Origin of the sequence: Asanoa sp. NPDC050611 (assembly GCF_040654855.1) — a bacterium.
GTDB lineage: Bacteria > Actinomycetota > Actinomycetes > Mycobacteriales > Micromonosporaceae > Asanoa.
This window is the reverse complement of sequence record NZ_JBFAIU010000261.1, coordinates 1-11,147: the sequence shown is the minus strand read 5'-3', so window position 1 is coordinate 11,147 and position 11,147 is coordinate 1. Positions and strand designations below refer to the sequence as shown.

At 74.2% G+C, this 11,147-nt stretch carries 10 protein-coding genes and 3 pseudogenes; 4 read left to right on the top strand and 9 right to left on the bottom strand.

Annotation, left to right across the window (positions count from 1 at the left end; translation table 11 throughout):
- Window positions 1-326 (bottom strand): annotated as a pseudogene (locus tag AB0H87_RS30385) (aminoglycoside phosphotransferase family protein); the annotation flags it as partial.
- A 43-nt stretch (window positions 327-369) separates the two neighbouring features.
- On the bottom strand, window positions 370-786 hold the full coding sequence (locus tag AB0H87_RS30380; protein ID WP_360153173.1) for a hypothetical protein: 417 nt from the start codon (window positions 784-786) through the stop codon (window positions 370-372).
- A 60-nt stretch (window positions 787-846) separates the two neighbouring features.
- On the opposite strand from AB0H87_RS30380, the gene AB0H87_RS30375 reads away from it, so the two are divergent.
- Entirely contained in the window at window positions 847-1,338 is a 492-nt protein-coding gene (locus AB0H87_RS30375) for a metallophosphoesterase (RefSeq protein ID WP_360153170.1), read from the top strand.
- 9 nt (window positions 1,339-1,347) lie between these two features.
- Here AB0H87_RS30375 and AB0H87_RS30370 read toward each other — a convergent pair whose 3' ends face one another.
- The 5 genes from AB0H87_RS30370 to AB0H87_RS30350 all read right to left on the bottom strand — a co-directional run bounded on the left by AB0H87_RS30370 (window position 1,348) and on the right by AB0H87_RS30350 (window position 7,485).
- Window positions 1,348-2,361: a serine hydrolase gene (locus tag AB0H87_RS30370; protein ID WP_360153167.1), complete on the bottom strand. Its 1,014-nt coding sequence runs from the start codon at window positions 2,359-2,361 to the stop codon at window positions 1,348-1,350.
- A gap of 75 nt (window positions 2,362-2,436) precedes the next feature.
- Window positions 2,437-3,456, bottom strand: coding sequence for a serine hydrolase (locus AB0H87_RS30365; RefSeq protein WP_360153164.1), 1,020 nt, complete (start codon window positions 3,454-3,456; stop codon window positions 2,437-2,439).
- 56 nt (window positions 3,457-3,512) lie between these two features.
- A complete protein-coding gene (locus tag AB0H87_RS30360) occupies window positions 3,513-4,772 on the bottom strand; it encodes a cation:proton antiporter (RefSeq protein ID WP_360153161.1) in 1,260 nt (419 codons plus the stop codon).
- A complete protein-coding gene (locus AB0H87_RS30355; protein WP_360153158.1) occupies window positions 4,769-5,437 on the bottom strand; it encodes an HAD family hydrolase in 669 nt (222 codons plus the stop codon). Before AB0H87_RS30355 ends, AB0H87_RS30360 begins: the two co-directional genes overlap by 4 nt.
- Window positions 5,434-7,485: an ATP-binding SpoIIE family protein phosphatase gene (locus tag AB0H87_RS30350; RefSeq protein ID WP_360153155.1), complete on the bottom strand. Its 2,052-nt coding sequence runs from the start codon at window positions 7,483-7,485 to the stop codon at window positions 5,434-5,436. The genes AB0H87_RS30355 and AB0H87_RS30350 overlap by 4 nt, the downstream gene beginning before the upstream one ends.
- 114 nt (window positions 7,486-7,599) lie before the next feature.
- Between AB0H87_RS30350 and AB0H87_RS30345 the strand changes: the two are divergent.
- Window positions 7,600-8,373, top strand: a pseudogene (locus tag AB0H87_RS30345) (hypothetical protein); the annotation flags it as partial.
- 317 nt (window positions 8,374-8,690) lie between these two features.
- Here AB0H87_RS30345 and AB0H87_RS30340 read toward each other — a convergent pair.
- Window positions 8,691-8,903 carry a hypothetical protein gene (locus AB0H87_RS30340; RefSeq protein ID WP_360153152.1) on the bottom strand — a complete coding sequence of 71 codons (213 nt, stop codon included), beginning with the start codon at window positions 8,901-8,903 and terminating at the stop codon, window positions 8,691-8,693.
- Window positions 8,904-8,978: 75 nt separating this feature from the next.
- Between AB0H87_RS30340 and AB0H87_RS30335 the strand changes: the two genes are divergently transcribed.
- Window positions 8,979-9,683, top strand: coding sequence for a hypothetical protein (locus tag AB0H87_RS30335; RefSeq protein ID WP_360153149.1), 705 nt, complete (start codon window positions 8,979-8,981; stop codon window positions 9,681-9,683).
- A 38-nt stretch (window positions 9,684-9,721) separates the two neighbouring features.
- Complete coding sequence (locus AB0H87_RS30330; protein ID WP_360153146.1) at window positions 9,722-10,984, top strand: MFS transporter; 1,263 nt, start codon at window positions 9,722-9,724, stop codon at window positions 10,982-10,984.
- On the opposite strand, the pseudogene AB0H87_RS30325 reads toward AB0H87_RS30330, so the two are convergent.
- Window positions 10,965-11,147 (bottom strand): annotated as a pseudogene (locus AB0H87_RS30325) (hypothetical protein); the annotation flags it as partial. The gene AB0H87_RS30330 and the pseudogene AB0H87_RS30325 overlap by 20 nt on opposite strands.

Below are 11,147 nucleotides of genomic sequence, written 5' to 3'. Positions count from 1 at the left end.
CCCGGCAGAAGTCGCGCTGGCCGGAGCAGGTCGAGCGGGCGATCTCGTCGCGGGACAGGGTCGTCGAGGCCTGCTCGGTCTGGCGGGACGGCGCCGGCCGGCGCGGCCGCGCACTCGGCCAGGTAGGTGACCGTGCCGCCGGGCATCGCCGGCCGGTCGGCGAGCAGGATCCGCAGGATCGTGACGTCGAGGCCGAAGTGGACCCGGGCGCCGTCGACGACGTCCGCCGACTCCTGCCACCAGGGCACCGGCACCGGATAGGGCGGGAGCACGCCGAGCGGCGTGCCGTGGGCGTCGACGAGCACGAGACGGGCGAGGCGGGTCACGGGCGGCACGCTAGCCGCCGCCCGTCCGCACCGCGACCGGGTTTCAGCGCGGCTCGCGCAGCTCCGCCAGCCCGGGCCGGGTCAGCCTGGCGGGTTTCGTGGGCAGCACGGCCTGCACCTGCTCGACCGCGTCCAGCGGCGCGACGGCCGGTGCGGCCGGATCCGCGGGCTGGATCTGCTCGGCGAGCCCGAGCAGATCCTGGCGGGCGTCGAGCAACGCCATGATCAGGTCGTCGAGCCGGGCCGGCGTCAGCCCGAAGCGGCCGATGGGAACGGCCGACAGCACGGTCGGCGGGGTGCCCGCGTCGACCGCCTGCCCGATGGTCAGCACGACCTGGTCAGGCGTGCCGCCGGCATGGTCGAGCTGGACGAGGAACCGGTTCGCCAGCTCGATCCGCGGGATGCCGTCGGCCACCCAGTGCACGGGCGCCTCGGGCCGGGGGTGTTCGTTCACGCTCACTCATCGACGATGACACATGTGCGCACCGTCCGCATCGCGACGTTCGCTAGCGTACGAGGTGTGCTGCTCGTCATCATGTCCGACACCCACCTGCCGAAGCGGGCCAAGGACCTCCCGGCTCCACTATGGATGATGGTGGACGAGGCGGACGTGGTGGTGCACGCCGGCGACTGGGTCGACGTCGACCTGCTCGACCGCCTGGAGGAACGCTCCCGCCGGCTGGTGGCGGTCCACGGCAACAACGACGGCCCGGCGCTGCGGGCGCGCCTGCCGGAGGTGGCCCGGGCCGACCTCGGCGGGGTGCGCCTGGCGGTGGTGCACGAGACCGGCCAGGCGACGGGCCGGGAGGCACGTTGCGCCGCGCGCTTCCCGGACACCGACGTCCTGGTCTTCGGCCACTCGCACATCCCGTGGGACACCGTGGCGCCCACCGGGCTGCGCCTGCTCAACCCCGGCTCACCCACGGACCGCCGCCGCCAGCCCCACCACACCTTCATGACCGCCGAGATCACGGACGGTGAGTTGGTCGACGTCGCCCTGCACCGGCTCTAGCGCCGCCCGTCAGCCGCCGTTCGAGGGCTGGTAGCGCGGCGTGCGGGCGTGGCGGGCCGCCGCGTCGCCGGTCAGCGCGTCGACCGTGTCCAGGAACGCGCGGCCCATCCGCGCGCGGGCCTGGACCGCCGGGTGCGTCGCGCCGAAGTCGCCCGCGCCCGACTGGCCGTCGGCGAAGATGGCGTACGTCAGGACGGGCGCACCCGCCCGGTCGAAGATGATGCCCGCCTCGTGCCGCGCCGTGTCGAACCAGCCGGCCTTCGTCGCGATCCGCAGCCGCTCGTCCGAGGACATCTCGCGCCGGATCCCGTCGGTGAAGGCGATCGGCGCCCGCAGCCGCGACAGGATCGCGTCGGTCGACGCGGGGGAGAGCAGTGTGCCGGCGACCAGCCGCTGCAGCAGGTCGTGGGTCTCGCGCGGGGTCGACCGGCCGAGGAAGAACCGGTTGGGGTTCGCGACGGGCTCGACCTGCGTGTTCGGGAAGCCCTTGTCGACCAGGATCTGGTTGATCTCCGCGGCCGGCGCGACCAGGCCGCACAGCCGCACGGCGGTGTCGTCGGAGACGGTCAGCAGCGCGGCGAGCACGTGGCCGAGGGTGACGGAGCTCGGGTACGCGCCGTCGAGGCTGAAGATGCCGTCGCCACCCGGCACGACGATCGCCGCCGTCACGTCGACCCGCTGGTCCAGCGTGAGCAGGCCGCGGTCGACCTTGTCGAGCACCGCCGTCGCGACCGCGATCTTGTTGACGCTGTAGGCCTCCAGCACCGTGTCGGCCTCGTCGGCGACCGCGACCTCGGCCGAACCGGCGACGGTGACGAACGCCTGCCAGTTGCCGCCGGCCTCGGCGGTCTCGCGGGCGTAGACCCGGCCGACCTTGCGGGCCGCCCGCAGCGGCGTCGTCTCGGCGGCGGCCCCGCCACCGGACGGCGCGGCCGAGGCGACGGCGGGTGTACCGAACACGGCCCCCGCCGTCGCCAATGTGCCGAGCCCGAGTGCGGTGCGGCGGTTGAGCGACGAACCCATGCGAAACCCTCCCTGTTGGACAGACCGCTCGATCCAACCACGAAAGAGATTCACCCGCCGCCCCGCGAGGACGCGCTAGCCGCCGTTCGACGGCTCCCGCGACGGCGTGTCCACCGCCACGTCGAGTGACTCGCCGGGCAGCGGGCCGACCGCGTCGAAGAACGCGCGACCCATCCGCGAGCGGGCCCGCACCGCCGGGTGGGTGGCGCCGAAGTTGGCCGCGCCGGCCTGCCCGGTGGCGAAGATCGAGTAGATCAGCGACGGTTTGTTGGCGCGGCTGAACATGATGCCGCTCTCGTGCCGGCCGTTGCCGAACCAGCCGGCCTTGGTCGCGATCCGCGCGCGCTCGGCCGAGGACATCTCCCGCCGGATGCCGTCCGTGAAGGCGATCGGCGACCGCAGCCGCGACAGCATCACGTTGGTCGACGACCGCGACAGCAGCCGCCCGGTGACCAACTGGCGCAGCAGGGTGTGCATCTCCCGCGGCGTGGTGCGGCCGAGATAGAACCGGTGCGGGTTGGCCACCGGCTGCACCTGGGTCTTCCGGAAGCCCTTCCCGGCGAGGATCCGGTTGATCTCGGCGGCCGGCACGACCTCGCCGCACAGCCTCGCCGCCACGTCGTCCGAGACCGTCAGCAGGGCGGAGAGCACATGGCCGAGCGTCACCGCGCTGGGATACGCACCGTCGAGCGGGAAGATGCCGTCACCGTCACCGGCGGCGATCGCGGCCGTCACGTTGATCCGTTGGGTGAGCGAGAGCTGTTTGCGGTCCACCTTGTCCAGCACCGCGATCGCCACGGCGATCTTGTTGACGCTGTACGCCTGGACCACGCTGTCGGGCTCGTCGGAGACCGCGACCTCACGCGATCCGGGCACCGTGATGTAGGCCTGCCAGGTGCCGCCCGCGGCCGCGGTCTCCCGGCCGTAGACCGCGCGGATGCGGCGGGCGGCCTCGAGCGGTGAGGACTCGGTCAACGGTGCCGCCTCGAACACGGCCGGCGCCGCGGCGGCGGCCCGCTGCGCGCCGAGCACCGCACCCGCGGTCGCTATCGTGCCGAGCCCCAGTGCGGCCCGGCGGTTGAGCTGGGAAACCATTCGTAAACCCCCGTAAGTATGACATACAGGGCGATTGAAGCACGAAGGGCTCGTCCCTATCGGGCAGATGCGTCAGCCGTACGCTCTCCGGCGCGATCCAGCAACGCCATCACCGGTGTGGCCGCGATCCCGTGCACCACGACGGACACCACGACGGCCAGCCCGACCGTCGCCCACACCAGTTCTTCGCCCGGGAAGTCGGCGTGCGCCGTCGCGTACGCCAGGTAGAAGAACGAACCGATCCCGCGGATGCCGAACATCCCGATCACCCAGTGCTCCGCCGGCCGACCCGGTGCGCCGCGCAGCGACAGCCACCCGGCCACCGGCCGGACGACGAACACAAGCGCGAGCGCCACCAGCGCGGCCGGCCAGGTCAGCGGCGCGAGCAGGCCCGTCACGAGCGCACCGCCGAAGAGCAGCAGCAGGAGCACGGTCAACAGCCGCTCGACCTGCTCGGCGAAGTCGTGCAGCACCTGGTTGTACTCGTGCGAGCGCTCGGCGGACCGGATCGCCCGGGCGGCGACGAACACCGCGAGGAACCCGTAGCCGCCGGCGACCTCGACCAGGCCGTAGGCGAGGAACGTCGCCGCCAGCGCCAGGAAGCCCTCCGAGTGCCGGGCGAGCCGCAGCTTCTCCGACCGGGCCCGGAAGAACAGGCGGCCGAGCAACCGGCCGACCAGCACCCCGCCGACGACCCCGACGAGTCCTTTGTAGAGGACGTCGCCGGTGAACCACTCGCCGAGCCAGCCACCGGGGTGCGCGCCGTGCTGGGCGATCAGGATCGCGGCGTACACGAAGGGGAACGCCAGCCCGTCGTTGAGCCCCGCCTCGGAGGTGAGCGCGAACCGGACCTCGTCCTCGGAGTCCTCCTCGTCGGTCGGCTCGCCGACCTGCACGTCCGCGGCGAGCACCGGGTCGGTCGGCGCGAGCGCGGCGCCGAGCAGCAGCGCGCTCGCCGGCACGAGGCCGGCCCACCACCAGCCGAACAGCGCGACCGCGGCGATCGTCACGGGCATCGCGATGGCCAGCAGCCGCCACGTCGACGACCAGCGCCGCCGGCCCAGCGGCCGGTCGATCTTCAGCCCGGCGCCCATCAGCGCCACGATGACGCCGACCTCGGTCAGGTGCGTGGCCAGCACCGGGTGCGCGATCGGATCGGGAGCCGGCAGCCCGGTCGGCATCGCGAAGACGAGCATGCCGAGCACCAGGAAGGCGATCGGCATCGACAGTGGACGGCGCTCGAGCACGCGCGGCAGCACACCGGCCAGCAGCGCGCCGACGCCGAGGATCGCGAACGCGGCGTCGGCGGCGCTCACGCCGCGGACAGCGGTGAGTCGTCGAGATGGGCGAGCAGGTCGGCGGGGTCCTCGTAGACGGCGACCGCGCCCGCGCCGGCCAGTTCGGCCCGGGAGGTGCCGCCGCAGGTGAGCGCCACGCACGGCACGCCGAGCTTGGCGCACGCGGCGACGTCCCAGATCGAGTCGCCGACGTACACGACCTGGTCGGTCTCCAGACCGAGCCGGCGCAGCGCCGCGTCGATGATGTCGGGCTCGGGCTTGCTGCGTTCGGCGTCGCCGGACGACGTCGCCACCTCGACCGCGTCGTCGGCCGCGAGGGCGCGCCGCATCGCGGTCAGCTCCTCGGGCGTGGCCGACGACGCCAGCGCCACCCGCTGGCCGCGCTCGTGACAGGTGCGCAGCAGGTTGGTGGCGCCGGGCAGCGGGCGCAACTGGCTCAGGAACGGCGCGTACCGCTCGCCGTGCACCGCCCGGATCAGCTCGTCCCGGGACCGGTCGCGCTCGGTGCCCAGCAGGTGGTCGAGCAGCCGGTCCGAGCCCATGCCGACGGCCCGGTGGATCTGGGCGACCGGCACGTCGTAACGGCCGGCCCGGAACCCTTCCCACCAGGTCACGGCATGGAGATACGTGGTGTCGACCAGGGTGCCGTCGACGTCGAAGAGGACGCCCGCGGGTGAGGTCATGGCACCCCGATACCCCGCTCCTCCTCATTCGATGCACGCAAGCCGATCTCGAACCAGACCGTCGAACCGCGCACCGCGGGGTCCGTGCCCCACGCGTCACTCAGCTCCTCGATCAGGCCGAGCCCGCGGCCGCGGCTGCTCAGCGTCTCGGCGTGCGCCCGGGTCACCGAGCCGCGGGTGCCGCTGTCGGAGACCGCGACCAGCAGCCGTTCCGCGCTCAGGTCGACCTGGACCCGGGCGGCGGTGCCGGCGTGCAGCAGCGCGTTGGTGGCCAGCTCGCTCGCGCACAGCACGGCCGCGCCGATCACCTGCTCCGGCACGTGCCACGCGGACAGCTGCGCCGACATCCAGTGCCGGACCCGGCCGGGCGCCGTCGGCTCCGCGGGGATCTCCATGCCCGCCGAACGGCTCGGCGCCGTCGCGTGCTCGATCGCGAGCACCGCCACGTCGTCGTCGGTGGTGCCGCCGACGGCCGCGCAGGCGACCGCGCACAGGGTGCGGGGGTCCCCGCCGCCGGCCCCGGCCACGCTCGCCGCCACCTTCTCCAGCCCGACGCCCATGTCGAGCCCGCGCCGCTCGACGACGCCGTCGCTGAACAGCAGCAGCGTGTCGCCCGGGGCCAGCACGGCGGTGGCCGACCGGCGCACGCCGCCGAGCCCGAGCGGGGTGCCGGCCGGCACGTCGAGGTAGTCCGCGGTGCCGGTCGCGTGGCGGACCAGGGGCGGCGGGTGCCCGGCGGTGGCCACGGTCAGCTGCCCGTCGCGGTCGATCACGCCGTACGCCACGGTGACGAACAGCTCGTCGGTGCGCGCCTCCGCGCCCAGGCTGGCGACCAGCCGGTCGAGCCCGGTGAGCACGCTGGTCGGCGCCGGGTCGGCGAGCGCCAGCGCGCGCAACGCCGCCCGCACCTGGCCCATCAGCGCCGCGGCCTTCACGTCGTGTCCGGCGACGTCGCCGAGCACCACGGCGAGCCGGCCACCGGGCAGCGCGAACGCGTCGTAGAAGTCGCCGCCGGCCGCGTTGCCGTCGACGCCCGGGTCGTAGCGTGCCGCGAGCCGGAACCGCGGGTCGTCGGGCAGGTGCTCCGGCAGCATGCTGCGCTGCAGGAGCTGGGCGGTGCCGTGCTGGTTCTCGAACCGGCGGGCCCGCTCGGCCGCCTGCGCGACCAGCTTGGCGGCCGCGGTCAGCAGGGCCCGCTCGGCGGGCGACCAGGGATGCTGGTCGTGCCGGCCCAGCGTCAACGCGCCCCGCAGCGAGGGCGTGCGCAGGGGCAGCGCGGCGAGCGCGCGGACCTTCTGGTCGTGCCGGTCCTGCGCGGCCTCCCGCAGCGGGTGGCCGTCGGCGGTGAACCGGGCGAGACCGGCACCGGCCGCGACAGCCAGCGGCGCGACCGAGTCGGCCGCGGTCCGGCGCCAGACCGGCGGCAGCCGCTCGTCGGCGTCGTCGAGCACCTCGCCGCGGATCCGGCGGACGGTCCGCCAGTCGTCGCCGTCGTCGACGCCGAACGCCACCTGGTGCACGTCCGGGAACGACAGGCCGTAGCGGAGGGCGACCCGAGCCACGTCGTCGAGGGTGAGCGTGCCGGCCAGCGCCTCGGCCAGCTCGCTGAGCCCCTGCAGCCGGTGCGCGACCGGGACCGGCTCGGCCGCCACGACCAGCACACCGGCGATCTTGCCGGTGGCGTCGCGGACGGCGGAGAGCCCGCGGACGGGCAGCGCCGGGTCGGGCTCGCCGGCCTCGGTCGCCGGCCACTCCTGGTCCCGGGGCGTGAAGCCGGTGTGCTGGGTCTCGCGGACCGCCGCGCCGGCCGGGCCGTCCCAGGCGGCGCCGAACACCTCGGCCGCGGGGGTGCCATGGGCGTCGGGGTGGCGGTCGCCGAGCACCTGCGCGTACGCGTCGTTGTAGACCATCCGCAGGCGCTCGCCGTGCAGGAAGGCCATCGCCACCGGCGAGCCGAGCACCAGGTCGACGACCGCGAGCAGGCCGGGGTCCCAGCCGTCGGCCGGCGGCGCGCCGACCGGCGGCGGCGACGCACCGGAGCCTGGCATGCCTGCAGCGTAACCGCCGGGCCGAGGCGCGGCGCGGCGACGACGGCGGGGATTGCCGCCGGGCGTGATCGGGTAAACCCGTGCGCTGACATCCACCCCGACGGAAGGTCTGACATGGACATCGGTGACGCCCTCACCGACATGTGGCGGTCAGTGTTGCTCTTCGTGCCGAAGGCGCTGGCGTTCCTGGCGATCCTGCTGGTCGGCTACCTGATCGCGCGGGTCGCGCGCAAGCTGGTCGACGCGTTGCTGACCCGGGTCGGCTTCGACCGGGCGGTCCGCCGGTCCGGGATCGGGGAACGGCTCGAACGGTCGAAGTACGACGCCAGCGACATCCTCGCCCGGCTGGTCTACTACGCGATCCTGCTGTTCGCCCTCCAGCTCGCGTTCGGCGTGTGGGGCCCCAACCCGATCAGCGACCTCATCGCCGCCGTGGTGGGCTGGCTGCCGAAGGCGTTCATCGCGATCGTCATCGTGGTGGTCGCGACCGCCATCGCCAGTGCCGTCCGCGACCTCATCAACGGGGCGCTCGGCGGGCTCTCCTACGGCCGCCTGATCGCCACCGTGGTCTGGGTCTTCATCGTCGGCCTCGGCGTGATCGCCGCGCTCAACCAGGTCGGCATCGCCACCACCGTGACCACTCCCGTGCTGGTCGCCGTGCTCGCCACGGTCGCCGGCATCCTGATCGTCGGCGTCGGTGGCGGGCTGGTCCGGCCGATGCAGTCGCGCTGGGAGCGCTGGCTGGACCGCGCGGCGGCCGAGTCGGCGGTGATCCGGGAGCGGGCGCAGGCCTACCAGGCCGAGAAGGCCGCGGCGGAGCGTCGCCGGATCGACGAGCAGACCGCCGCCGAGCGGGCCCGGGCCGAGGCCGAGGAGGCCGCGCGGGCGCAGGCCGCCGCCGAGGTGGCCCGGGTCGAGTCGGCCCGGGCCGAAGCGGCCCGGCTGGAGGCCGAGCGGCGTGACCCGGCGGGCGTGGACGCGGCTCCGACCGCGGTGATCAGCACGGAGGCCGAGCAGACCCAGGTCATCCGGCACCCGGACGAGCCGCACATCGTGCCCGGCATGCGCGAGCCGACGCCGCCGACGGGCGTGCCGGTCGCGGGGGAGCGGCCGGCGGAGATCGCGGAGCCGGCGGACGAGCCGGAGCGGACGCAGGTGATCCGGCCGCTGGACGACCAGCAGAAGTAGGAGCGGGCGCCGGCCGGCTACTCGACGCTTTCGGGTGCCGGCTGGCGCCTTTGCGCGTCATCGACGAGGATGAGCGTGCCGATCATCATTCCGACCAGGATGCTCAGCAACCAGGAGTCGTCCTGCAGCAGGCGGGCGGATAGCGGCGCCTGGACGGCGATGGCCAGGAAGGCGAGCCAGGCGACTCGGCGCTGGCTGACCGTCAGGATGCTGTGGGTCGTCTCGCGCATTCCCGCAAGTCTGCCTGGAGGTCCGGGATGCACCAGTCGGCCGTTCGGTCGAGATTGTGGCGTTCGCTCGTACCATTGCTCGCGCTGCTGGTCCTCGCCGCGTGCGGTGCACCGGGTCCGGCGCGGCTGCGCCCGCACTGGGCCGCGGAGCCGGCCCGCGGTGCCGTGTCCGGCCACACCGTCACCGGCCCGCGGGACGGCCTGGACGCGGCCACGTTCGCGCTGGAGAGCGGCGTCACCGCGATCACGGTGCGGGTCGCGGACCTGGGCGACGACCTCTTCCGGGTACGCACGCCCGACGGCGCCGGTGTCGCGCCGCGGCTCGACCGGCACGGCGCCGACCTGCGGCTGACCACCACCGGCACGGGCCTGTCCGGCCCCGCCGAGGTCGACGTGACACTGCACAAGGCGGTGCGCTGGCAGCTTCGGCTCGGCGGCGGCAGCCGCGACGAGCGGATCGACCTGCGCGGCGGTGTCGTCACCGGGATCGAGTTCGTCGCCGGGGCCGGGCGGGTCTCGCTGACCCTGCCCGCGCCGCGCGGGACGGTCCCGGTGCGGATGACCGGCGGCGTCGACGACTTCCAGGTGCGGCTCAGCGGCCGCGCGCCGGTGCGGGTGCGGATCGGCGGGGGAGCGGGCAGCGCGTCGGTGGACGGGCGCGCGCAGACGGGCGTACCCGGCAACACGGTCATCGAGGGCTCCGGCTGGAACGCCGCCGCGGACCGCTACGACGTCGACCTCGCGGCCGGCGTCTCGCGGTTCTTCCTCGACCGGCAGTGAAAGCGCGTTGAGAGCGCTCTCGTCATTATCATCGCCGGGTGACGACCCCCTCGGCCCGGCCGATCCGCATGTCCCTGCTGATCCTCGCGTACTTCGCGTTCATCAGCCTCGGCCTGCCCGACGGCCTGCTGGGCGTCGCGTGGCCCTCGATCGCCGGCGACTTCCGCGTCGGCACCGAGGCGGTCGGCCTGCTGCTGATCGCGTCCACGGCCGGCTACTTCGTCTCCAGCATCGCGGCCGGCTTCACCCTGGCCCGGGTCGGGGTCGGCTGGCTGCTGGCGGTCAGCACCGCCTGTGCCAGCGCCGCGCTGGCCGGCTACGCGATCTCACCGGCGTACGCCGTAATGGTGCCCTTCGCGCTGCTCGCCGGCTTCGGTGGCGGTGCGATCGACTCCGGGCTCAACGCCTACGCGGCGGCGGCGTTCGGCGCCAAGCACATGAACTGGCTGCACGCGTTCTTCGGGCTCGGCGTCGCGATCGGTCCGCTGATCATGACGGCGGTGATCACCGGCGCGGGGATGAGCTGGCGCTGGGGCTACGCGATCGTGGCGACCGCGCAGGCCTGCCTGGCGCTGGCCTTCTTCGTGACGGTGCGCAACTGGACCCGGCACGCACCGGCGCCGGCCGATCCCGCGCCAGCGGTCGAACCGGCGATCACGGGCGGTGACGCGATCGCCACCAAGGTGCGGACCGAACCGGCGACGAAGGTACGCACCCGCGAGACGCTCGCCATGCCCGCGGTCTGGCTCGGCGTGCTGGCCTTCGCGGTGTACGTCGCGGTCGAGATGGGTGCGGGCCTCTGGGCGTTCCTGCTGCTCACCGAGTCCCGCGGGGTCAGCGCCGGGATCGCCGGCCTGTGCGTCTCGCTCTACTGGGGCATGCTCTTCGTCGGCCGGGTCGTCCAGGGCGTGGCGTCCGAGCGGGTCGACCCGACGAAGATCCTGGTCGGCAGCCTGTTCGGGATGGCCGGCGGTGCCCTGCTGGTGGCGTTGCCGCTCGGCGCCTGGGCGGCGATCCTCGGGCTGGCGGTGATCGGCTTCGCCGCCGCGCCGGTGTTCCCGCTGCTCACCCTCACCACCGCCGACCGGGTCGGCGCGGCACACGCCGACCGCGCGATCGGCATGCAGATCGGCGGCGCCGGCCTCGGCGGCGCCCTGATCCCGTCCGGGATCGGCCTGCTGCTCGGCCACTTCGGCGCCGGCGCCCTAGGCACCTGCCTGCTGATCCTGTCGGTGCTGCTGATCGCCTTCTACGCGGCGGCCACCCGCGGGCGGACCGACCTCACAGCTCGACCCGCATGACGACCCGGCGCGGCGTCGGGTTGCTGACCTCGGTGAACCCGGCGTCGGCGAACACGCTCGCGGTGCCGACGAACAACTCGCCGCCGCCGGTCCGCCCGGGCTCGCTCGAAGGACGCCCTGTTTGTTCACGCGGCGTTCCTGATGCTGTTGCGGGACGCCGCCC

Excerpts from the sequence above, each read along its gene's own strand:
- AB0H87_RS30370 (WP_360153167.1), bottom strand. The coding sequence starts at position 2,361 with ATGGGTTCGTCGCTCAACCGCCGCACCGCACTCGGGCTCGGCACATTG.
- AB0H87_RS30365 (WP_360153164.1), bottom strand. The coding sequence starts at position 3,456 with ATGGTTTCCCAGCTCAACCGCCGGGCCGCACTGGGGCTCGGCACGATA.
- AB0H87_RS30355 (WP_360153158.1), bottom strand. The coding sequence starts at position 5,437 with ATGACCTCACCCGCGGGCGTCCTCTTCGACGTCGACGGCACCCTGGTC.
- AB0H87_RS30350 (WP_360153155.1), bottom strand. The coding sequence starts at position 7,485 with ATGCCAGGCTCCGGTGCGTCGCCGCCGCCGGTCGGCGCGCCGCCGGCC.
- AB0H87_RS30340 (WP_360153152.1), bottom strand. The coding sequence starts at position 8,903 with ATGCGCGAGACGACCCACAGCATCCTGACGGTCAGCCAGCGCCGAGTC.